The organism is uncultured Parasphingorhabdus sp. (assembly GCF_963975735.1).
Taxonomy (GTDB): Bacteria; Pseudomonadota; Alphaproteobacteria; order Sphingomonadales; family Sphingomonadaceae; genus Parasphingorhabdus.
In genome coordinates, this window is sequence record NZ_CAXBIA010000001.1 from 502,094 (window position 1) to 522,773 (window position 20,680).

Annotated in this window: 22 protein-coding genes; 18 read left to right on the forward strand and 4 right to left on the reverse strand. The window is 59.3% G+C overall.

What is annotated here, in order from left to right; all coding sequences use genetic code 11:
* Positions 1 to 50: 50 nt before the first annotated feature.
* Entirely contained in the window at positions 51 to 842 is a 792-nt protein-coding gene (locus tag AACZ86_RS02440) for an SDR family oxidoreductase (protein WP_339689089.1), read from the forward strand.
* 2 nt (positions 843 to 844) lie between these two features.
* Here the strand turns inward: AACZ86_RS02440 and AACZ86_RS02445 are convergent, their stop codons facing one another.
* Positions 845 to 1,198: a DUF393 domain-containing protein gene (locus AACZ86_RS02445; protein WP_339689090.1), complete on the reverse strand. Its 354-nt coding sequence runs from the start codon at positions 1,196 to 1,198 to the stop codon at positions 845 to 847.
* Between the two features lie 110 nt (positions 1,199 to 1,308).
* Positions 1,309 to 3,825 (reverse strand): DNA topoisomerase (ATP-hydrolyzing) subunit B, encoded by a 2,517-nt coding sequence (gyrB, locus tag AACZ86_RS02450; protein WP_339689091.1) that lies wholly within the window; start codon positions 3,823 to 3,825, stop codon positions 1,309 to 1,311.
* A 276-nt stretch (positions 3,826 to 4,101) separates the two neighbouring features.
* Between gyrB and AACZ86_RS02455 the strand changes: the two genes are divergently transcribed.
* From AACZ86_RS02455 to guaA, 5 genes are all read left to right on the forward strand, one after another.
* The gene (locus tag AACZ86_RS02455) at positions 4,102 to 4,503 is read left to right on the forward strand and encodes a PaaI family thioesterase (RefSeq protein WP_339689093.1); all 402 of its coding nucleotides are present in this window, start codon (positions 4,102 to 4,104) and stop codon (positions 4,501 to 4,503) included.
* A 254-nt stretch (positions 4,504 to 4,757) separates the two neighbouring features.
* A complete protein-coding gene (locus tag AACZ86_RS02460; RefSeq protein WP_339689094.1) occupies positions 4,758 to 5,264 on the forward strand; it encodes a hypothetical protein in 507 nt (168 codons plus the stop codon).
* A gap of 366 nt (positions 5,265 to 5,630) precedes the next feature.
* Positions 5,631 to 7,196 carry a class I adenylate-forming enzyme family protein gene (locus AACZ86_RS02465; protein ID WP_339689095.1) on the forward strand — a complete coding sequence of 522 codons (1,566 nt, stop codon included), beginning with the start codon at positions 5,631 to 5,633 and terminating at the stop codon, positions 7,194 to 7,196.
* Between the two features lie 24 nt (positions 7,197 to 7,220).
* Positions 7,221 to 7,925, forward strand: a complete 705-nt coding sequence (locus AACZ86_RS02470) for a zinc transporter (RefSeq protein WP_339689096.1) — start codon at positions 7,221 to 7,223, stop codon at positions 7,923 to 7,925.
* Positions 7,926 to 8,000: 75 nt separating this feature from the next.
* Positions 8,001 to 9,572, forward strand: a complete 1,572-nt coding sequence (gene guaA, locus AACZ86_RS02475; protein ID WP_339689097.1) for a glutamine-hydrolyzing GMP synthase — start codon at positions 8,001 to 8,003, stop codon at positions 9,570 to 9,572.
* 108 nt (positions 9,573 to 9,680) lie between these two features.
* Here the strand turns inward: guaA and AACZ86_RS02480 are convergent, their stop codons facing one another.
* Both AACZ86_RS02480 and AACZ86_RS02485 read right to left on the reverse strand, forming a co-directional pair.
* Positions 9,681 to 10,277: a zeta toxin family protein gene (locus AACZ86_RS02480; protein ID WP_339689099.1), complete on the reverse strand. Its 597-nt coding sequence runs from the start codon at positions 10,275 to 10,277 to the stop codon at positions 9,681 to 9,683.
* Positions 10,277 to 10,627: a hypothetical protein gene (locus AACZ86_RS02485; RefSeq protein ID WP_339689100.1), complete on the reverse strand. Its 351-nt coding sequence runs from the start codon at positions 10,625 to 10,627 to the stop codon at positions 10,277 to 10,279. The genes AACZ86_RS02480 and AACZ86_RS02485 overlap by 1 nt, the downstream gene beginning before the upstream one ends.
* A 127-nt stretch (positions 10,628 to 10,754) precedes the next feature.
* Between AACZ86_RS02485 and AACZ86_RS02490 the strand changes: the two genes are divergently transcribed.
* From AACZ86_RS02490 to der, 12 genes are all read left to right on the forward strand, one after another.
* Complete coding sequence (locus AACZ86_RS02490; protein WP_339689102.1) at positions 10,755 to 11,762, forward strand: NAD(P)-dependent alcohol dehydrogenase; 1,008 nt, start codon at positions 10,755 to 10,757, stop codon at positions 11,760 to 11,762.
* 29 nt (positions 11,763 to 11,791) lie between these two features.
* On the forward strand, positions 11,792 to 12,193 hold the full coding sequence (locus AACZ86_RS02495; protein WP_339689103.1) for a GFA family protein: 402 nt from the start codon (positions 11,792 to 11,794) through the stop codon (positions 12,191 to 12,193).
* Between the two features lie 7 nt (positions 12,194 to 12,200).
* Entirely contained in the window at positions 12,201 to 12,611 is a 411-nt protein-coding gene (locus tag AACZ86_RS02500; RefSeq protein WP_339689105.1) for a GNAT family acetyltransferase, read from the forward strand.
* Positions 12,612 to 12,681: 70 nt separating this feature from the next.
* Entirely contained in the window at positions 12,682 to 13,383 is a 702-nt protein-coding gene (locus tag AACZ86_RS02505; protein WP_339689107.1) for an endonuclease III, read from the forward strand.
* A complete protein-coding gene (gene nth / locus AACZ86_RS02510) occupies positions 13,380 to 14,048 on the forward strand; it encodes an endonuclease III (protein ID WP_339689109.1) in 669 nt (222 codons plus the stop codon). Before AACZ86_RS02505 ends, nth begins: the two co-directional genes overlap by 4 nt.
* On the forward strand, positions 14,041 to 14,409 hold the full coding sequence (locus AACZ86_RS02515; RefSeq protein ID WP_339689110.1) for an ArsC family reductase: 369 nt from the start codon (positions 14,041 to 14,043) through the stop codon (positions 14,407 to 14,409). Before nth ends, AACZ86_RS02515 begins: the two co-directional genes overlap by 8 nt.
* 244 nt (positions 14,410 to 14,653) lie before the next feature.
* Positions 14,654 to 14,935: a DUF427 domain-containing protein gene (locus tag AACZ86_RS02520; RefSeq protein ID WP_339689111.1), complete on the forward strand. Its 282-nt coding sequence runs from the start codon at positions 14,654 to 14,656 to the stop codon at positions 14,933 to 14,935.
* 89 nt (positions 14,936 to 15,024) lie between these two features.
* Positions 15,025 to 16,029 carry a glycerophosphodiester phosphodiesterase gene (locus AACZ86_RS02525; RefSeq protein ID WP_339689374.1) on the forward strand — a complete coding sequence of 335 codons (1,005 nt, stop codon included), beginning with the start codon at positions 15,025 to 15,027 and terminating at the stop codon, positions 16,027 to 16,029.
* Between the two features lie 72 nt (positions 16,030 to 16,101).
* Positions 16,102 to 16,974 (forward strand): 3-methyl-2-oxobutanoate hydroxymethyltransferase, encoded by an 873-nt coding sequence (gene panB / locus AACZ86_RS02530; RefSeq protein WP_339689113.1) that lies wholly within the window; start codon positions 16,102 to 16,104, stop codon positions 16,972 to 16,974.
* Between the two features lie 157 nt (positions 16,975 to 17,131).
* The gene (locus tag AACZ86_RS02535; RefSeq protein WP_339689115.1) at positions 17,132 to 17,902 is read left to right on the forward strand and encodes a tetratricopeptide repeat protein; all 771 of its coding nucleotides are present in this window, start codon (positions 17,132 to 17,134) and stop codon (positions 17,900 to 17,902) included.
* The gene (locus tag AACZ86_RS02540; RefSeq protein ID WP_339689116.1) at positions 17,899 to 19,233 is read left to right on the forward strand and encodes a PQQ-binding-like beta-propeller repeat protein; all 1,335 of its coding nucleotides are present in this window, start codon (positions 17,899 to 17,901) and stop codon (positions 19,231 to 19,233) included. The genes AACZ86_RS02535 and AACZ86_RS02540 overlap by 4 nt, the downstream gene beginning before the upstream one ends.
* A 31-nt stretch (positions 19,234 to 19,264) precedes the next feature.
* Entirely contained in the window at positions 19,265 to 20,656 is a 1,392-nt protein-coding gene (der, locus tag AACZ86_RS02545; protein ID WP_339689117.1) for a ribosome biogenesis GTPase Der, read from the forward strand.
* Positions 20,657 to 20,680: the final 24 nt, after the last annotated feature.

The following is a 20,680-nucleotide window of genomic DNA, read 5'->3' on the forward strand; positions in this document are numbered from 1 at the left end:
ACCGGTAGAACGTTAGAAGATACTGAAAATCTATAAAAGGAGCGGATTTCATGGGACGTCTAGAAGGAAAAAAAGCGGTAATTCTTGGTGCTGCCGGTAAAGGCAATATGGGGCAGGTGATTGCCAAGCGCCTGCACGACGAAGGTGCTGACGTGCTGGTTGCAGGGCGCAAGGAAGACGAACTGAAACGCTTCGCCGAAGAGCTTGGCGGCCATTATGCGCTTTGTGATCTTACCAGTGAAGCCGATATCAAGGCTCTTGCTGACGCAGCCAGGAGCAAGATGGGCGGCGTCGATATCGCGATCAATGCTACCGGTCTGGGTTTTCTGAAGCCCTTCCTGGAAAACACCAAGGAAGAGCTGGAAACGATGTCGGCGTTGCAGCTGGTAGGACCGTTTCAATTCTATCAGGAAATGATCAAGGCGATGGAAAATGGCGGATCGATCATCCAGATCAGTTCGGCCACCGCGACGATCATGCTCAACGACCATGCCGCCTATATGGGCACGAAAGCGGCCACGGATCATATCATCCGCTGTGTCGCTCATGAATTTGGCGAACGCGGAATCCGGGCAAACAGCATTTCCCCCGGCCTGACGCGTACGCCAATGACAGCGGGTGTTGATCAGGTGCCGGGACTGGTGGAGTCTTTTGAAGCACGTTATCCGCTTGGCCGCATCGGCACGAGCGACGACATCGCTGCCGCTGCCGTATTCCTTGCCAGTGACGAATGTTTCATGACCGGCGAGAATTTGCAGGTCAATGGCGGGCTGTGCCTGCGCGGTAATCCGACCCGCAAGGATCAGGAACTGATGATGGGGGCCGTCGCCGCCGCTTCCTGATATTAGTCTATCGGCTTGAACCGCTTCTGGATGTGCGGCCGGACCTTGAGGAACTGTTTGTACAGGGCTTCAAGGATCGGCAGCACGCCCGGAATGCGGGCGAGCTGGCCAAGTGGCAGCATGACCGGGATAGCACGCCACATGGCGGCAAATGCCGCTGCGCCGGACAATATCTGCCCGTCTTCCGAAGCGTGAAAGCGATCGAGCATCAACTGCCGGTCGAGCGGGCAGGATGTCGCGGGCGTCGATATGTCGACGAAGGTGATAGCCTCGCGCCGGTCCAGCCTGCGCATCAGGGCGATTTCCCGGATGCACAGAGGGCAGGCGCCGTCATACCATACGATGACGCCGCTCATCGGCCATGCTCGTTGTCGAAGCTGTGCGTCATGTCTGTCTCGCTATCATTGCAGCAGACATTTAACCATCGGAATGCTTTCTCGCCATATGGCCTAAAGGCCTAGCGACACTAAACGTCCAGATTGGCGACGTTCAGCGCATTGTCGACGATGAACTCGCGCCGTGGTTCAACCACTTCGCCCATCAGCTTGGTGAAGATATCATCGGTCACATCGGCCTGTTCGACGGTTACCTGAAGCAACGAGCGCACTTCGGGGTCGAGCGTCGTTTCCCAAAGCTGTTCGGCGTTCATTTCGCCTAGACCTTTATAGCGGGAAATCGCGAGACCCTTGCGGCCCGCTGCCATCACCGTTTCGAGCAGTTCGGAAGGACGGGTGATTAGCGTGCCTTCTGACCCGACACCGGCATCATCGCTGCTATCGTTCTCACCAGCGGCCGATTTGACCAGCCGGCTGCCGCTGCCATAGGTGGCGGTTTCTTCCGACGCGAGGCGGTGGAGCTTGCGGCCTTCGGCGCTTTCGAGAAATTTGGCTTCGATGATATGGTGATCGGTAACGCCGCGCCAGAAACGCTGGAACAGATAGCCGCCTTCTTCCGAAACCTGGCCAGACCAGCGGCCTTCCTCGTCAACCTTGTCCATCCAGGCAGCCGTCGCATCGACTGCGGCTTGCCGTTCGGCATGGCCGTGATCGGGATTGAGGGCGCCGGTGAGGGCCATGCCCTCAACAATCGTGCTGTCATAGCGCCGCGGCACATAAGTCATCAGGCTGCGCATTCTCCGGGCATGTTCGATCAGTCCGCGCAGATCTTCGCCGCTTCGCGCGCCTTCGCCGGTTTGCAGGATCATGCCGTTCAGGCCGGCTTCGACCAGATATTGGTCGAGCGCATTGTCATCTTTCAGATAGACTTCGCTCTTGCCCTTGCCGACTTTGTAAAGCGGTGGCTGGGCGATGTAGAGATGGCCGTTCAATATGATTTCCGGCATCTGGCGATAGAAGAAGGTCAGCAGCAAGGTACGGATATGCGCGCCGTCGACGTCAGCATCGGTCATGATGACGATCTTGTGATAACGCAGCTTTTCCAGATTGAAATCGTCGCGGCCAATGCCGGTGCCCATCGCCTGGATCAGCGTGCCGACTTCCTTGGACGAGAGCATCCGGTCAAAGCGGGCGCGTTCGACGTTGAGAATCTTGCCCTTCAGCGGCAGGATCGCCTGATACATGCTGTCGCGGCCCTGTTTGGCCGACCCGCCAGCGGAGTCCCCTTCCACCAGGAAGAGTTCGCATTTGCTTGCGTCTTTTTCGCGGCAATCGGCCAGCTTGCCGGGCAGTGAAGCGATATCCATCGCGCCTTTGCGCCGGGTCAGTTCGCGGGCCTTCTTGGCAGCTTCGCGGGCAGCAGCGGCGTCGATGACCTTCTGGATCACCATCGCGGCGTTCTGCGGATTTTCTTCAAGCCATTCGGCGAGCTTGTCGGCCATCAGGCTTTCCAGCGGCTGGCGCACTTCGGAGGAGACCAGCTTGTCCTTGGTCTGTGAACCGAATTTGGGATCGGGCAATTTGACCGAGACAATCGCGCTCAGGCCTTCGCGCATGTCGTCGCCGGTCAGCTTGACCTTTTCTTTCTTCAGCGCGCCGGAGCTTTCGGCATAATTGTTCAATGTCCGGGTCAGCGCCGACCGGAAAGCCGCCAGATGGGTGCCGCCATCACGCTGCGGGATGTTGTTGGTGAAGCAGAGAACATTTTCATAATAGCTGTCGTTCCACTCGAGCGCGACGTCGATGATGACATCGTCGCGGTCGCCGTGAATCGCGATCGGCTCGGGCACCAGCGGAGTCTTGTTGCGGTCGAGATATTGAACGAACGCTGCGATTCCGCCTTCGTAATAAAGGTCGATTTCCTTCGCCTCTTCATGCCGCGCGTCGCGCAGGATGATGTGGACGCCGCTGTTGAGGAAGGCGAGCTCGCGGTAGCGGTGCTCGAGTTTCTCGAAATCGAATTCGGTGATCTTGAAGGTCGCGGGAGACGGGAAAAAGGTGACTTTCGTCCCCTTCTTGAAGCCGGTCTTGTTGTCCGCTGCCGGAGCATCGCCAACGACCTTGAGCGGCCTTACGGCATCGCCAAATTCGAAACGCATATTATGCTCTTTGCCGTCGCGCCAGATATCGAGTTCCAGCCATTCCGACAAGGCGTTGACCACCGACACGCCGACGCCGTGGAGGCCGCCGGAGACCTTGTAGGCATTGTCGTCGGAGGTATTCTCGAACTTTCCGCCGGCGTGGAGCTGGGTCATGATGACCTCGGCTGCCGACACGCCTTCTTCGGTGTGCATTCCGGTCGGAATACCGCGACCATTGTCCTCGACCGAGACACTGCCGTCGGCGTTGAGCGTGATCAGGATCAGGTCGCAGTGGCCGGCGAGGGCTTCGTCGATCGCGTTATCCGATACCTCGAAGACCATGTGATGGAGGCCGCTGCCGTCATCGGTGTCGCCGATATACATGCCGGGGCGCTTGCGAACTGCATCCAGGCCCTTGAGAACCTTGATAGAATCTGCACCATATTCGTTTTGATTGGAAGATTTGGAAGCATCTTCCGGCGTTTCGTTTTTGCTAATGTCACTCATGGCGGGACCATAGCCGCTGGAGCCGGCAAACCCAAGGAAAATGTAGGATTTTCCGATATTAAAACCCTTCTAAATCAACCATTTATATTGGTTTCGGTTTACAGGCGCAATTCTCCCGCAAAGCCGTGATTATCAAAATGGATAGGGGTGAAAAACGAGGGGCAGGCAAGCGCCTGCAGGTCTTTCGCCAAAAGCCCTTTGTACCGTCGCGCCTTTGTGCAAAACAGCACGTTTATCAGCGTTTTTGCGCCAAATAGATCGAAAAGGAATCAAGTAATGACCAATCCGGCCGATATGGTGCCCTTTGCCAAAACCATGGGCATCACGATTACCAAGATGGGCAAGGACGTGGTGCGCGGCGAAATGCTGGTGCGACCGGAAATCTGCACCGCAGGAAACGGGCGCGGCAGTCCCAGCATTCACGGCGGCGCGGTGATGACCTTTGCCGATGTGCTCGGCGCGTTCGGCGGCTTTGCCAATCTGCCCGAGGGATCGAACGGGACCACGACCTCGGAAAGCAAGACCAATTTCCTCAATGCGGCACCGGAAGGTTCCATCGTCTATGGCGAGGCGACTCCGTTCAAGACCGGCCGGCGCCAGTCGGTCTGGCAGACGAAGATCACGCTGGAAGACGGGACGCTGGTGGCGGTGGTGACGCAGACCCAGATTGTGCTGTGAGGGAGCGCTCGCCATCACGTTTGTGTTGCATTCTCAGCAGCCCGGTCGCGTGCCGTTCGTCCTGAGCCTGTCGAAGGACGCTGGAGACCGTGCAGGTGCTTCGACAGGCTCAGCACGAACGGTAGGGCAATATGCGTCGCGCACCAGATATAAACGGCCATTGCCTCGACTGCGACCGGCACGGCCCCGAGACTATCCTTGCCCAATTTATTCGCAGCTTCCCAAAGGCCCCGTTTTTGCGCTAAACCTCCGTCATGAACAACACCCTGCTCGCCGTTTCCTTATTATGTCTGGCCACCATCGGCTGCTCCGACTCTTCCAAGGTCAGCGAGGACCTGCCCGAAAGCAGCGCCTATCTCGACAATCCGACCGGCCGGAGCGAACGGGTCGAGACCGGGCCATCGGCCAAGCCGGTGCGCATCGGTGAAGGCGGGCCGCGTTTTGACGCCTGCCAGTCGACCGGCGAAGTCGGCCGCCATGTCAGCGGCTCGTTGCCGGTGCTGAGCGCGCCCTTCGACGCAGCAGAAAAAATCGACAGCCTCTCGGCTGGCCAGACCATCCATATCTGCACCCGCAGTATCGACCAGCAATGGCTTGGCATTGTCTATGACAAGGCCGCCGATCCGGCGGCAGCGGAAGGTGATGCGGGCACTGCTGTAGATTGCGGCGTCTCCTCTCCCGTGCGCGCCAAGCGCAATTATGACGGCCCGTGCAAGAGCGGCTGGGTCGAGAGCACTTATGTGGTGCTGGTGGCGGGGTAGTTTTATCACGCGAAGACGCTAAGGCGCGAAGAGGTCAGTGATTGGGGCAGTGAAGGTGTGTGTTTTACACTTGTGCAAGGGGCGTCATTGCGAGCGCAGCATGGCAAACCAGGGCGGCAGGCGCTGATGATTGGGGTGAGACGCTCTGGATTGCCGCGTCGCTGCGCTCCTCGCAATGACGATGATCTGGCCGCACCGTTGAATTTCGGTGCGTCGACATTCCAACTAGGTCTCAAACGCATCGTCAATAACCATCACCCTTAGCGCCTTAGCGTCTTCGCGTGAAAATTGTCTCCACCTGTTCAAAAGAACAAACCGCGCCGAAAGCGATTGCATCTCAGGCCGATATGCGGAATTAATCGCTTGATGAAACATATAGACCCCGCCCGCTATCTCGAGCAGCCGTTCGGCCAGCTCGCTGACCTTATAAACGCCCATGCGGTCAACCAGCCCGACCGGATCGCGCTGGATGACAGCGTGGAGAAACTGAACTGGGTGGAGACCGCTGCGCAGGTTAACCGGATTGCGGCGCAGTTGCAGGCGGACGGGCTGCAGAAGGGGCAGGCGGTTGCGATTCTGGGGACGACGACGGTGCGCTATGCGCTGGCCTATCTCGGTGCGATTGTCGCTGGCGGTTGTGCAGCGCCACTGACCACCTCGGCGACACCGACGCAGCTGGCGAACATGATGCGCGACAGTGGTGCGATGCATCTGTTTATCGACAGCGTGAAGCGGGCCGAACTGCTGGAGAGCGGAGAGGCTTTGCCGCCGCTCAAACATGTCATGCTCGATCAGGCCATTGACGATGCGCCGATGATCATGGACTGGATGGCAGGCGAGGGTGCGACGCCCGCCGATCCCGGCGTCGGTCCGAAAGACCCTTATAATATCATCTATTCCAGCGGCACCACCGGCACGCCCAAGGGTATTGTCCACAGCCGCCAGATGCGCTGGTATCATGCGGCTGTCGGAGAGGCGACCGGCTATGGTCAGCCCGGTCAGGTCACATTGCTGTCGACGCCGCTCTATTCGAACACGACGCTGGCGCTTTTCACCCCGACCATTGCCTATGGCGGGACGCTAGTGATGATGGGCAAGTTCGATTGCCAGCGCTGGCTGGAACTGGCGCAGGAGCATCGCGCTAGCCATACGATGCTGGTGCCGGTGCAATATCAGCGCCTGATGGATTATGAGGGGTTTGACGATTTCGATCTGAGCGCCATGACTCATAAATATTGCACCAGCGCGCCATTCTCGGCGGAGCTGAAGGCGGAGGTTCTGAAACGCATGCCGGGCGGTCTGATCGAGATTTACTCGATGACCGAGGGCGGTGTGGTCTGCCTGTTGCTGTGCCACGAGCATCCGGACAAATTGCACACGGTCGGTATTGCCTGGGGCGGTAGCGAAGTGATCACGGTGGACGAAGAGCTCAACCGGTTGCCCGCGGGTGAAATGGGCGAGCTGGTCGGACGGTCGCAGACGATGATGTCGGGCTACAAGAACCAGCCGGAGAAGACCGAGGAAGCCAGCTGGTATGACGAAAATGGCGACCGCTGGCAGCGGATGGGCGATATCGGCAAGGTCGACGAGGATGGTTTCATCACCTTGATGGGCCGGACCAAGGACATGATCATCTCGGGCGGTTTCAATATCTATCCGCGCGATCTGGAGGAAGCGCTAATGGCGCAGCCGGGTGTCGCTGATGCCGCTGTAATCGGCGTCGCCTCGCGGCAATGGGGCGAGACGCCGGTCGGTTTTGTCGTCGCCGAGCCTGGCGTGACGCTGGACCTGGAAGCGCTGAAGGCAGCAACCAATGCCAATCTCGGCAAGACCCAGCGGGTTTCGGAACTGCGGCTGATCGACGAACTGCCGCGCAGCCATATCGGCAAGATATTGAAAACCGCGTTGCGGGATATGGTCGAGGCAACCTAGTTTGCGAACGGACGTTATCGCCTCATGTTGATGACCTTTCTTGTCGTGGTGGTGGTTTCGGCGGCGCTGATCGCGGGCGCGCTCTGGGGCGTTTACGGAAAGATATCGAGCAAGACCGAAGGCTTTGTCATTGCACTGGCCGGTGGCGCGCTGGTTGTTTCGCTGGTCAGCGAGATGATCCAGCCAGCCGTCGAGCAGAGCAATCTGTGGGTCGGGCTGGGCTCGGTGGCTGCCGGAGCGGCTGTATTTTCTGGCGTCGATTACTGGATCGATGAAAAATGGGGAGCGGAAGGCGGCGGCGGTTTGCTGGCCGCGATCACGCTCGACGGTGTGCCGGAAAATCTGGCGCTCGGGGTGGCGCTGATCGGGGCGGCACCGGTGGAAGTGGCGGCGCTGGCTGGATCGATCCTGCTGTCCAATCTTCCCGAAGCCGCGGGAGGCGCCAAGCAGATGGTCGGCAACGGGCTGTCCAGAGGCAAGACGCTGGGACTGTGGGCATTGACCGCTCTGATATTATCCGCCGCAGCGATCATCGGATATTTCGCGCTGGAAGGCGTCTCGCCGCATGTGCTGGCCGCGACCCGCTGTTTCGCTGCCGGTGCCGTGGTCGCCTCGCTCGCAACCGAGGTTTTTCCCAAGGCCTATAAGGAGGACCATCATATGGCCGGCGTCGCGACCGCAATCGGTGTGATATTGGCGGTCTTTCTCGGCGAGCTTGCCACCGCCTGAGCCGGGCCGGATTTTGCGGCGGCAAGAGACAAAGGCACTAGACTCGAATGGGGTGGCCCACTAAGCGGCTAAGCCATGTCCATAGCCCATGAAGAAACCATCCTGATCGTCGATTTCGGCTCTCAGGTCACGCAGCTTATCGCCCGCCGGGTGCGCGAGGCGGGAGTCTATTCGGAGATTGCTCCGTTCAATACCGCGGAGGAGGCCTTTCACCGGCTGAAACCCAAGGGGATCATCCTGTCCGGTTCACCCGCCGGAGTGCCCGACGAAGGCAGCCCGCGCGCGCCGGATGTGATTTTTGAAAGCGGCCTGCCGATCCTGGGCATCTGCTATGGCCAGCAGGTGATGACCCACCAGCTCGGTGGCACGGTGGAATCGGGTGCCGGCGGTGAATTTGGCGGCGAATTCGGCCGGGCCTTTATCGAGATAAGCGAAGAATGCGTGCTGTTCGACGGCCTGTGGAAGGTCGGCGACAAGCATCAGGTGTGGATGAGCCACGGCGACAAGGTCACCGAATTTGCGCCCGGCTTCCGGATTGTCGCGACCACCGAAGGCGCGCCTTTCGCGCTGATCGCCGATGACGAGCGGCGCTATTATGGCACCCAGTTTCACCCCGAGGTCGTTCACACGCCAGACGGCGGAAAGATGATCGCCAATTTCGTGCGGCATGTTTGTGGCTGTGCCGGCGACTGGACGATGGCGGAATATAAGGATGCCAAGATCGCCGAGATCCGCGAGCAGGTCGGCGACAAGAAAGTCATCTGCGGTCTGTCCGGCGGCGTCGACAGCTCGGTGGCGGCGATCCTGATCCACGAAGCGATCGGCGACCAGCTGACTTGCGTCTTTGTTGACCATGGCCTGCTGCGAATGAACGAGCGCGAGCAGGTCGAGACGCTGTTCCGCGACCATTATAATATACCGCTGGTGGTGGTTGATGCCGAGGCGCGCTTCATGGCTGGCCTTGCCGGTGTCTCCGACCCCGAAAAGAAACGCAAATTCATCGGCGGCGAATTTATCGAGGTGTTTGACGAGGAATCGGCCCGTGTTGGCGGTGCGGATTTTCTGGCGCAGGGCACGCTCTATCCCGATGTGATCGAGAGCGTCTCGTTCACCGGCGGGCCGAGCGTCACGATCAAGTCGCACCATAATGTCGGCGGGCTTCCGGAACGTATGAACATGAAGCTGGTCGAACCGCTGCGCGAATTGTTCAAGGACGAAGTACGCGATCTCGGGCGCGAGCTTGGACTGAACGATCAGTTCGTCGGTCGGCACCCGTTCCCCGGCCCGGGCCTAGCGATCCGTATTCCCGGCGAAGTGACCAAGGAGCGCTGCGACATATTGCGCAAGGCCGACGCCATCTATCTCGAGGAAATCCGTAACGCCGGACTCTATGACGCGATCTGGCAAGCCTTTGCCGTATTGCTCCCGGTCAAGACCGTCGGCGTGATGGGCGACCAGCGCACCTACGACAACGTTTGCGGCCTGCGCGCCGTCACCAGCACCGACGGGATGACCGCCGACGTCTACCCCTTTGACGCCAGCTTCCTGACCCGCGTATCGACGCGGATCGTCAATGAGGTGAAGGGGATCAACCGGGTGGTTTACGATTATACCAGTAAGCCGCCGGGGACGATCGAGTGGGAATAAATCGGAAAGAGCAAACAGCCGGGGGCTGTTTGTCCGATTTATTCGGCGACGCGAGGAGCCGCTGAGCCAATCACCGAAGTTTGTGAGTGCCTCGGTCCGTCGACAGCCTCAAACCAAATCCCCGTAAAGCCCCTCAAACCAATCCGGAACCTCACCAGCCCGCCGCGCCACCTGTCCTTGCGCTAGCTCCAGCAACATCACCGGCCGCTCGTTTAGGGCCGAGGCATCAAAGATCATCGCCCGGTCGGCGAGCAACGCGGCTTGGCGGATCAGGGGAGCGTTGCGATCAAACCGCTGGCGGATTTTGCTTTCCGGCACGGGGTGGCCACCTTCGTCGATGCGCGCGGCAACGCGGGCGACGGCCAAGTCAGCGGAAGCCAGAACCAAATGGAACACAATGATGCGATATCCGGCATCGCGGGCGTCCTGCAATAGTTCGAGTTTCGAGGGATGCGAGAATACCGTTTCCATAACGAAGGACTGGCCGGCCGCCATATGGTCGCGGCGTCGCTGCTCGGCTATTTCCGCGGCGCGGTAGGAGGCTTTGGGCGAGGGGTCTTTAAGCTCGTCGCGCTGGATGATATCGGCGTTGATGAACGGCGCGGCGATACGCGGTGCCAGCACGGTGTCGTAAAAGGTCGATTTGCCGGCGCCGTTCGGCCCGGCGATCAGGAACAGGGTCGGGCGGCCGGCGACGATGGCCATCAGTTGGCGGGATCGCTTTCCCGGCTAATCTTGCCGTCGCGCAGGCCGACGCCGAGACCCTCGGCCTTGCGTGCGGCGAAGAATTTGTCCTGCTCGACCGTGCCGGAGCGCGCGGCGTCAAACAGGCCGTCGATATAGGCTTCCTGTTCGCCAGCGGTCAGCGCGTCGGGGGCCAGTTTGCCGCTCAATGCCTCGACCACCCGCGACTGGTCGAAGAAACGGGATTTCTCGATGCTCATCCCGATCCGCACCCAGTGGCGGACCTGTCCAGCCAAGGAGCGGCTCATCATCTCGGCCTCGCGGCCGATAACTTCCATGAGTTCGTCGTCAATTTTGATCGTCTTTGCCATGGTGTCAAAATGACACCTAAGTGACCAATTGTCAAGATGCTTGGCTTGATGCAGGATTTGTTGACATCCGCAGCCTCCCTATTAAGCTTTAGTTTAATTGAACAATTAAAATCAGGAGAGACCCGCCATGAAAGCCATCCAACTCCACGCCCCCGCATCGCTCGACAATCTCAAGCTGGTCGACCTGCCGGAACCCGTAGCGCCCGGCCCCGGCGAAATCGCGGTGCGGTTGCGGGCGTCCAGCCTCAACTATCATGATTATGCGGTGGTCAAGGGGATGATCCCTACCGGCGAAAACCGCATCCCGATGTCCGATGGGGCGGGCGAGGTCACCGCCGTGGGCGAGGGCGTCAGCGATTTTGCGGTGGGCGATCTGGTGGTCTCGACCTTCTTCCCCGAATGGATCGACGGTGCGCCGCCCGAAGGCGGTTTCAAGCGCGTGCCCGGCGATGGCATTGACGGCTATGCGGTCGAGCAGGCGGTCAGTCTGGCGACGGCGTGGACCAGGGCACCCGAGGGCTATAGCGCCGCCGAAGCAGCGACCCTGACCTGCGCCGGTCTGACCGCTTGGCGGGCCCTGTTCGTCGATGGCTGCGTGAAGCCGGGCGACACGGTGCTGGTGCAGGGCACTGGTGGTGTCTCGATCTTCGCGCTGCAATTTGCCAAGGCGGCTGGCGCGACGGTGATCGCGACGTCTTCGTCCAATGACAAGCTGAAGCGGCTGAAGGAACTCGGCGCTGACCATCTGATCAATTACAAGGAAGTCGAAGCATGGGGGCCGAAGGTGCTCGAGCTGACCGGCGGCAAGGGCGTCGATTGCGTCGTCGAAATCGGCGGGCCGGGTACGCTCGACCAGTCGATGATGGCGACGCGCATCGGTGGCCATGTCGCGCTGATCGGCGTGCTGACCGGTTTTTCCGGTCCCGTGCAGACGGCACTGCTGATGGCGAAGAACCTGCGCGTGCAGGGTCTGACCGTGGGCAGCCGGGCGCAGCAGCAGGACATGATCGCTGCAATCGAGGCCAATGGCCTGAAGCCGATACTGGACAAATCCTTCCCGCTCGCCGATCTTGGAGATGCTTTCCGTCATCAGGAGTCGGGCAAGCATTTCGGCAAGATTATCGTCGATATCTGACGACATCCGGCGAACGGAAGGAAGTGAAAATGATCTACGGAAGCTGTCTTTGCGGATCGGTCACATATGAAGCGGATTGTGACCCCGGGCTGATCCTGCACTGTCATTGCCAGACCTGCCGGAAAGCCCATAGCGCCGCCTTTTCCAGCGTCATGCCGATCGCATTTGATGCCTTTAAATGGACGAGCGGAGAGGATCTTCTCAGCCATTTCGAATCGTCGCCCGGCAAGGAACGCTATTTCTGCTCGCGCTGCGGGTCGCAACTGATCGCCGAGCGGCGGTCAGCGAATATGATCATGCTCAGGATGGGCTGTGTCGATACGGAAATCACGCAAAGGCCCGACGCCCATATCTGGCGTTCGGATGGCGCGCCATGGTATGATCCGGACCATGACATCCGCCAGCTGGCGGAAGGCTATGTGAAGGCCTAGCATCGCTATGCAGATTTCCGCCGCCACAGAGGCCGACATGGACGAGGTCATCGCGCTCTGGAAGGCCTGTGGCCTCACGCGCCCGTGGAACGATCCGGCGGCGGATTATCGTCTGGCCGTGGCGAATGAAACGTCCGTGATATTGCTTGCCCATAGTGAAGCTGAGCTGGTCGCCAGCGTCCTGACCGGTTTCGACGGCCATCGCGGTTGGGTCTATTATCTCGCGGTCGCTCCGGATGCCCGGAAACGTGGCTTGGGCAAAAAGATGATGGAAGCCGCCGAGGCCTGGCTGCGCGAACGCAATGCCCCGAAAATCCAGCTGATGGTGCGCGACGACAATGAAGCCGCCATCGGTTTTTACAAGGCGCTGGGCTATGAGGTGCAGCCGGTTGTGACCATCGGCCGCAGGCTGGGCTGATCGGGCAAGGGGCGGCGGTCGCCGGCGCCGGAGTCTTGCTACTGGCCAGTTGCTCGCCCATATTCCGCTGATGCAACTCGACCTGGGACCCGATCATCGCACGGAAATATTGCGCCGGATGCACAGCAGGCTGATCGGGCAGTTCGGCCGGGTGATCCGGTCTGTCGACAAGCGCCGCGATCCGGTGTGGACCCTGGTGCAGGGCGTTATCGGCGCGCGCGCGAAAACCGCCGTGTCCAATGCCAATGCGGATCGATTGATCGCCGAATATGGGTCGTGGGAGCGCGTCGCAGCAGCTCCCCTCGATGAATTGAAGGCCCGTCTGCAAACCGCCACTTTTCCGGCGATGGCGGCGGACCGGCTCAAAGCCTGTCTCAACGAAATTATCGCCCGGCGCGGCAAGGCCAGTCTGGATCATCTTGAGTCCATGGAGACGGCTGAAGCAATGGACTGGCTGGAGACCTTGCCCGGGATTGCGCGGAAGATCAGCGCCGGTATCATGAATACCAGCCAGTTTAATCGCAAAGCGCTGGTGCTGGATTCGGGTCACCGGCGGGTGGTGCAGCGCATGGGGCTGGTGCCGGTCAAGGCGGATACGACGCGGGCATATGACGAGCTGATGCCGCTGTTGCCGCCCGAATGGTCGGCGGAAGATCTGGACGAGCACCATCTGCTCGGAAAGCGCCTTGCCCAGACATTTTGCCGCCCGAAACGACCCGATTGTCCGTCCTGTCCGGTGCGCGCAGACTGCGAGACGGGAAGGACCTTATGATAAGCGATCAGCAGGTCGAGACCGTTTACCGCCGTCTCTCTCAAGCCATGCCGGGGCGGACGAAGGACGCCAAAGGTCCGAAGGGGCAGCCCGATGCCTTCCGGTCCTGCATCTCCTGCATGCTCTCGGCCCAGTCGCTCGACCGAAATACCGCCAGGGCCGCCCGCGCTCTATTCGCACTCGCGCAAACGCCGGAAGCGGTGCTGGAACTGGACGACCGCGATATTGCCGCAGCCATCAAACCTTGCGGGCTTTATAATATGAAAACCCGCAATATCCGGAAATTCTGCCAGCATTTGCTCGCCGAACATGGCGGTATCGTGCCCGATACGCGCGAAGGCCTGCTTTCAATGCCGGGCATCGGCCGGAAATGCGCGGATATCGTGATGAGCTTTACCTTCGGGGCAGATGTGATCGCCGTGGACACCCATGTGCACCGGGTCTGCAACCGAATCGGCTTGACCGATGCGAAAACTGCGGACAAGACCGCGCAGCAGCTGGAAGCGCGCAGTCCCGATTGGGCCTTGCACGATGGCCATTTCTGGCTAATTCAGCTCGGGAAGCGAATCTGCACTTCCCGGAACCCCAAATGTGACAGATGTCCGGTCAATGACATCTGTCTCTGGCTCGAAGCGCAGCAGAAACAGGACCAGACTCATGAGTAACGAAACCAAGATGTACGGCATTTCCAATTGCGACACCGTCAAGAAGGCGCGCAACTGGATGGAGCGCAACGGCATCAACTATGTCTTTCACGATTACAAGAAATCCGGAATTACCCGCGAGAAGCTGGAGATGTGGGTGATGATGGTTGGCTGGGAGGCGCTGGTCAACAAGCGCGGCACCACTTTCCGCAAATTGCCCGACATGGTGAAGGAAAATATCGGCGACGATACTGCGGTGATGGTGATGATGGAAAATCCCAGCATGATCAAACGCCCTGTGCTGGAACATGGCGAAGAGCTGGTCGTCGGATTCAAGGCATCGGATTATGAAGCCGTGGGACTGACCGCGCGCAACAGCTAGCGCCGACGATCCTGTTCCATGCAGCTGTGCCATGGGCTGGCACGTTGACATTGGGATGAAACAGGCTTCCTTGACCGCTGTTCGACATTTCGCTCCGCATACCCCGATTGCCGTATCGCCGATCGGCATTTCTGATTTTATCAGCGCTTGTGGCATCAAACTGTTATATTCCGGACCTATCGGGGTTTGGATATCAATGACTGGTTGCTGCCGCAGTTTTTGGTATCAGGAAAAGGACAAGCAAATGGTTCAGGCAAAATGGAATGGCACGGTGATCGCGGAAAGCGACGATATAGTGGTGGTCGAGGGCAATCATTATTTCCCGCGGGAGGCCGTCTGGTCGAAATATCTGCTGCACAGCGACGCCACCAGCCACTGTCCGTGGAAAGGCGATGCGTCTTATCACAGCCTGATTGTCGATGGCGAAACCAATGAGGATGCCGCCTGGTATTATCCGGCACCCAAGGAAGCCGCCGCCGAAATAGCCGGACGGATCGCCTTCTGGAAAGGCGTCGAGGTCGGCTGATGGTACGCGCGCGGCAGGCTTTGATGATCATGTTCGCACTGGCCGTGGCCGGATGCAGCGCGCAGAGCGAACAGGCGGGAGAAGCGACCATGAACGTCAAGACACTCACCGGGGCACCACCCGTCATTATCGCCCATCGCGGTGCCAGCGGCGAACGGCCGGAACATACGCTGGCCGCCTATCAGCTGGCGATCGAGCAAGGCGCGGATTTTATCGAGCCCGATCTGGTGCTGACCAGGGATGGCGTGCTGGTGGCCCGGCACGAGAACGAGATTAGCGAGACCACGGATGTCGCCGACAGACCCGAGTTTGCAGCGCGCAGGACCAGCAAGACCATTGATGGCCAGGAATATTCCGGCTGGTTCACCGAAGATTTCACCCTTGCCGAGCTGAAGATGCTGCGCGCCAGAGAACGGTTGCCCGAATTGCGGGCTGCGAATATGCAATATGATGGCCAGTATGAGGTGCCGACCTTCGAAGAGATTCTGCAGCTGCTGCAGAAGCATGAAAAGAAGAGCGGCAAGCGAATCGGAGTCTATCCCGAGACCAAACATCCGGGATATTTCGCGACTTTCGGGCTCGACCATGACGAACAAATGCTCAAATTGCTGAAGACATATGGCTATGATGGCCAGGATGATCCGGTGTTCATCCAGTCATTCGAGGTTGGCAATCTTCAGGCGCTCAACGACAAAACCGGGATTCGGCTGGTGCAGCTGGTCGCCAGCGAAGGCGGGCCACCGGATCGTGCCGACCTGAGCTTCGCATCGATGCTGACCGCCGATGGCCTGAAAGAAATTGCCACCTATGCCGACGGAATCGGGCCTTCCAAAGATCTGGTGATCGGCCGCAATGCGGTCGGCCTTCTTGGCAAGCCGACCGGACTGGTGGATGCAGCGCACAAGGCAGGCCTGCTTGTCCATCCCTGGACCTTCCGCCGCGAGAACCATTTCCTCCCGACCGATTTCAAGAGCGGCATCGATCCGCGCGACGCAGGCGATCTGGCAGGTGAAATCCGCGCATATGTCGCGGCCGGAGTGGATGGCCTGTTCAGTGACAATCCGGCGCAGGCGGTGTCCGCCGTCAAGCAATAATCGCGAAGCTGGCCTTATCCTGCATCGTCGCTTATCAAGGCCGGTCTTTCAACGTCACTGCTGAGGCTTGCCATGTCCACGACCTTCAAACTCGATACGTCCACCAGCCGCGCGCATCCCCGGCCACAACCGATGCGGCGTCTGTCGGTTCCCAAAATCCAGGGCCGCAAGGTTGACGGAGTGACGGCCGAGCCGGTGGTCATGCTGACCGCTTACACCGCGCGGACGGCACAATTGCTCGATGCCCATTGCGACATGCTGCTGGTCGGTGATTCGCTGGCGCAGGTGATTTACGGTCTCGATTCGACGATCCCCGTGACCCTCGACATGATGTGCAACCATGGCGCGGCGGTTGTCCGGGGCAGCTATCACAGCGTTGTCGTCGTCGACATGCCGTTCGGCTCCTACGAAGCCTCGCCGGAGAAAGCCTATGAAAGTGCAGCCCGTATCCTGAAGGAAACCGGGGCGGCTGCGGTCAAGCTCGAGGGCGGCGAAGTGATGGCCGAAACCGTCGCTTTCCTGGTCCAGCGCGGGATACCGGTGGTCGGCCATGTCGGTCTGACACCACAGGCGATCAACGTGCTGGGCGGCTATGCCGCGCGCGGACGCAGCGACGCAGAGGCGAAGAAGATCGTCGGCGACGCGGTGGCGCTGGACAAGGCCGGCGCCTTTGCAATCGTGCTTGAAGGCGTGCTGGAGCCGATCGCGATCGAAGCGACCAAGGCGGTGGACGCGATCACCATCGGCATCGGCGCGTCGGCACAATGTGACGGTCAGGTACTGGTCACCGAAGATATGCTCGGCATGTTTGACCGCACCGCCCGCTTTGTAAAACGCTATCATAATATTGCAGAGCAGATTGATCAGGCGGCCGAACAATATGCCGGAGAAGTCCGCGAGCGCAGCTTTCCCGGGCCGGACCAGCTCTATCAGCCGAAGAAATAGCGGAAATTCCGACTTTGGGGCGATCCGCCGTTCAGCCTGTGGAAATGGTCAATAGACTTTTACATTTGCTATTGCGGACGCTAAAGGACAGCCGATTGCCATGAGCGCTCGTCTGATCGGCGAAACAGGCACGTGAAACAGATTTGAGGAAGCCACATTGGCCAAAGACAAAGACCAAGCACCAGAAGAGCAACCGGATCGTCAGGAACAAGTGTTTCTGCGCGAAGTCGATGAAGCGGTGCGCGAGGACCAGCTGAAGAATTTCGCTGCGCGTTACGGACTGTGGATTGTCGCAGCCCTTGTCATCGGTCTCGGATCGCTGGCCGGCTGGATATTCTGGCAAAACAGCCAGAATGAGGATTCCGGTCTCCGCAGCGAGGAATATGTCGCTGCGATCGACAGTGTCCGCCAGAATAATCTGGACGGCGCTGCGACCGCGCTCGAACCATTGACCGAGGCCAAGCAGGAAGGGTACCGGGCTGCGGCAATATTGATGCAGGCCAATATCGCGCTGGAAAAAAATGACCCCAAAAAAGCCATCGCTGGCTATGGCAAGCTTGTTGCGGACGAGAGCCTGCCGAAGCCGTTTCGCGATCTGGCGCTGGTTCGTCAGACGGCCGCAGAATTTGATACGCTGAAACCACAACAGGTGGTCGACCGGTTGAAGCCGCTGGCGGTCCCGGGCAACCCATGGTTCGGCAGCGCTGGCGAAATGGTCGCGCTGGCCTATCTGAACATGAATAAATCCGATCTAGCGGGACCATTATTCGCCCAGCTGGCGAAAGACGAAGGCGTTCCGGCCACGATCCGGTCGCGTGCGTTGCAAATGGCGGGCGTTGAAGGCATTGACGCTGTGGAAATGGACGGCGATGACAAAAAAGCGACACCGCCGAACGCGGGCGCGGCTAAGGGAGAAGCTAAGGAATGATTTCCGGTAAGAAACTGATCACCGGCCTGCTGGCCCTGTCTTTGCTATCCGGCTGCGGCATTTTGGGCGGCGGCGATGGTGAAGACAAGAAAAACACGCCGACACTAGGCAAGCGCACGCCGATATTGAGCGGCGAAAGCGGCGCGGAAGTTGATCCGGCGCTGGCATCGATTTCTGTGATTTTGCCCGCTCCGGTCGCCAATAGCGAATGGGCACAATCGGGTGGTAATCCGAGCAAATCAATCGGCCATGTTGCGCTCGAGGGCAATCTCGCGAAAGTCTGGACCGCCAATATCAGCGGAACGACGAAACGGGAACGGCTGGCGGCAGCGCCAGTAGTGTCCGGCGGACGGCTGTTTGTCATTGATACCGAAGCCATGGTGCATGCTTTTGACGCCGTATCAGGCGCGAAAATCTGGACGACCCAGATCGAAGTCAAGGGCGACGGAGAATCGTCGCGTTTTGGCGGTGGAGCCAGTGTATTTGATAATATCGTCTACGCGACCAATGGCGTTGGCGATGTCGTCGCGCTGAACGCTGCAGATGGCAGCCAGATATGGAAAGTACGTCCGGCCGGACCTTTGCGCGGGTCGCCGACGATTTCCAATGGCAATGTCTATGTGATGACCCAGGATAACCAGATTTATGCGCTCAATATGGTGGATGGATCGGTGCAGTGGAACGAGGCGGGCACGCTTGGTCTGGCCGGAATTTTCGGCGTCGCCGCGCCAGCAGCCGGACAGGGTACGGTTATCGCCGGTTATTCCTCCGGCGAGCTGACCGCTTATCGCTATGAAAATGGCCGCAACCTCTGGAATGATGCACTCGCGCGGACCAGCATTACCACTTCGGTGGCGACATTGTCCGATATCGACGCCGATCCGGTGATCGACCGCGGTCGCGTTTTCGCGCTGGGCCAGGGTGGCCGTATGGCGGCTTATGAACTGGTGACCGGCCAGCGGATCTGGGAATTGAATATTGCCGGAATCACGACACCGGTCGTGGCGGGTGAATGGGTGTTCGTTTTGACCGATGACGCGAAGCTTCTCTGCATCGCCCGGCCGAACGGCAAGGTTCGGTGGATGAGCCAGCTGTCAGCATTCAAGAACGACAAGAAAAAGAAGAATCCGATCAACTGGACCGGCCCGATATTGGCCGGCAATCGTCTGATTGTTGCCAGCACCGAAGGTGAAGTTGTGTCGATTTCGCCTGCGGACGGAACCAGCCAAACGCTGTTTGAACTGAAAAACGGTATCTCGCTACCGCCTATTGTGGCCGGTGGCATGCTATATATTCTCGACAGCAGCGGACAGATTTCCGCATTCCGTTGAGGATTTAAACCAAAAGGACGGGACCGGCTTTATGCTGCCCAATATTGCAATCATAGGTCGACCGAATGTCGGCAAATCCACGCTGTTCAACCGTCTGGTGGGCAAGAAGCTGGCGCTTGTCGACGACACGCCCGGGGTGACGCGTGACCGCCGGGAGGGGGCTGCCAATCTTCTCGGTCTGCAATTCAATGTCGTCGATACGGCAGGCTATGAAGACGAAGATGCCAAAAGTCTGCCTGGCCGGATGCGCAAGCAGACCGAAATGGCGGTTGCCGGAGCCGAACTGGCGATATTCGTGATCGATGGCCGCGCTGGCCTTACCCCGCTCGACGAGGAAATTGCCCGCTGGCTGAGAAGCGCGAAAACGCCGGTCGTTTTGCTGGTCAACAAGGCTGAAGGCAAAGCGGCGGAATCCGGTATATTGGAAAGCTATGCGCTGGGCTTTGGCGATCCGATCCCGTTCAGCGCAGAGCATGGCGACGGCATGGCCGACCTGTTTCAGGCGATCCAGCCCTATGTAGAGAATTTCAAGGCTGCCGCATCCGAAGAACCAACAGACGCATCCGCACCGTTGAAGCTGGCGATTGTCGGTCGTCCCAATGCGGGCAAATCGACGCTGATCAACAAGATGCTGGACGAAGACCGGCTGATTACCGGTCCGGAAGCGGGTATCACGCGCGACAGCATCACGGTCGACTGGGTCTGGCATGATGATGCGCTGACCGAGGACGAGAAACTCGACGGTATAGAGCCCGACCGCCAGGTCCGGCTGATCGACACCGCCGGTATGCGCAAACGGGCCAAGGTCAACGACAAGCTAGAAAAGCTCGCAGTTGCCGATGCCCGGCATGCGGTGGATTTTGCCGAAGTGGTGGTGCTTCTGCTCGATGCGACCAAGGGTCTGGAAGCGCAGGATTTGCGCATTGCCGACCATGCCATTCAGGAAGGCCGCTGCGTTGTTATCGGCATCAACAAATGGGACGTCGCCGAGGGGCCAAGCAAATTGTTCAACGGCATTCGCGCGGCGCTGAATGACGGACTGGCGCAGGTGCGGGATGTGCCTCTGATCGCCGTGTCCGCCTTTACCGGCAAAGGCATTGACCAGTTGATCAAGGCGGCCTTTGAAGTCCGCCGGATATGGTCGCAGCGGGTTTCTACCGGCAAGCTCAACCGCTGGTTCGAAGATGCGATTACCGACAATCCTCCGCCAGCACCCGGCGGCAAGCGGATCAAATTGCGCTATATCACCCAGGCCAAAACGCGACCGCCTTCCTTTGTGATTTTCGGTACGCGGGTCGATGATCTGCCCGAAAGCTACCGGCGCTATCTGATCAACGGGATTCGCCGCGAGCTTGGCTTTGGCGGTGTTCCGGTACGGCTGATCATCCGCGCACCCAAAAACCCTTATCACGAAAAAGACTGATTTTCTGCAAATCGGCCAAGTTGA

What these genes read in the sequence shown, in the direction of transcription:
- guaA (WP_339689097.1), top strand. Translation starts at nt 8,001, where the DNA reads ATGTCCATAGCCCATGAAGAAACCATCCTGATCGTCGATTTCGGCTCT.
- nth (WP_339689109.1), top strand. Translation starts at nt 13,380, where the DNA reads ATGATAAGCGATCAGCAGGTCGAGACCGTTTACCGCCGTCTCTCTCAA.
- gyrB (WP_339689091.1), bottom strand. Translation starts at nt 3,825, where the DNA reads ATGAGTGACATTAGCAAAAACGAAACGCCGGAAGATGCTTCCAAATCT.
- AACZ86_RS02465 (WP_339689095.1), top strand. Translation starts at nt 5,631, where the DNA reads ATGAAACATATAGACCCCGCCCGCTATCTCGAGCAGCCGTTCGGCCAG.
- AACZ86_RS02525 (WP_339689374.1), top strand. Translation starts at nt 15,025, where the DNA reads ATGAACGTCAAGACACTCACCGGGGCACCACCCGTCATTATCGCCCAT.
- AACZ86_RS02495 (WP_339689103.1), top strand. Translation starts at nt 11,792, where the DNA reads ATGATCTACGGAAGCTGTCTTTGCGGATCGGTCACATATGAAGCGGAT.
- AACZ86_RS02480 (WP_339689099.1), bottom strand. Translation starts at nt 10,277, where the DNA reads ATGGCCATCGTCGCCGGCCGCCCGACCCTGTTCCTGATCGCCGGGCCG.
- AACZ86_RS02520 (WP_339689111.1), top strand. Translation starts at nt 14,654, where the DNA reads ATGGTTCAGGCAAAATGGAATGGCACGGTGATCGCGGAAAGCGACGAT.
- AACZ86_RS02515 (WP_339689110.1), top strand. Translation starts at nt 14,041, where the DNA reads ATGAGTAACGAAACCAAGATGTACGGCATTTCCAATTGCGACACCGTC.
- der (WP_339689117.1), top strand. Translation starts at nt 19,265, where the DNA reads ATGCTGCCCAATATTGCAATCATAGGTCGACCGAATGTCGGCAAATCC.
- AACZ86_RS02505 (WP_339689107.1), top strand. Translation starts at nt 12,682, where the DNA reads ATGCAACTCGACCTGGGACCCGATCATCGCACGGAAATATTGCGCCGG.
- AACZ86_RS02455 (WP_339689093.1), top strand. Translation starts at nt 4,102, where the DNA reads ATGACCAATCCGGCCGATATGGTGCCCTTTGCCAAAACCATGGGCATC.
- AACZ86_RS02460 (WP_339689094.1), top strand. Translation starts at nt 4,758, where the DNA reads ATGAACAACACCCTGCTCGCCGTTTCCTTATTATGTCTGGCCACCATC.
- AACZ86_RS02445 (WP_339689090.1), bottom strand. Translation starts at nt 1,198, where the DNA reads ATGAGCGGCGTCATCGTATGGTATGACGGCGCCTGCCCTCTGTGCATC.
- AACZ86_RS02490 (WP_339689102.1), top strand. Translation starts at nt 10,755, where the DNA reads ATGAAAGCCATCCAACTCCACGCCCCCGCATCGCTCGACAATCTCAAG.
- AACZ86_RS02485 (WP_339689100.1), bottom strand. Translation starts at nt 10,627, where the DNA reads ATGGCAAAGACGATCAAAATTGACGACGAACTCATGGAAGTTATCGGC.
- panB (WP_339689113.1), top strand. Translation starts at nt 16,102, where the DNA reads ATGTCCACGACCTTCAAACTCGATACGTCCACCAGCCGCGCGCATCCC.
- AACZ86_RS02540 (WP_339689116.1), top strand. Translation starts at nt 17,899, where the DNA reads ATGATTTCCGGTAAGAAACTGATCACCGGCCTGCTGGCCCTGTCTTTG.
- AACZ86_RS02440 (WP_339689089.1), top strand. Translation starts at nt 51, where the DNA reads ATGGGACGTCTAGAAGGAAAAAAAGCGGTAATTCTTGGTGCTGCCGGT.
- AACZ86_RS02500 (WP_339689105.1), top strand. Translation starts at nt 12,201, where the DNA reads ATGCAGATTTCCGCCGCCACAGAGGCCGACATGGACGAGGTCATCGCG.
- AACZ86_RS02470 (WP_339689096.1), top strand. Translation starts at nt 7,221, where the DNA reads ATGTTGATGACCTTTCTTGTCGTGGTGGTGGTTTCGGCGGCGCTGATC.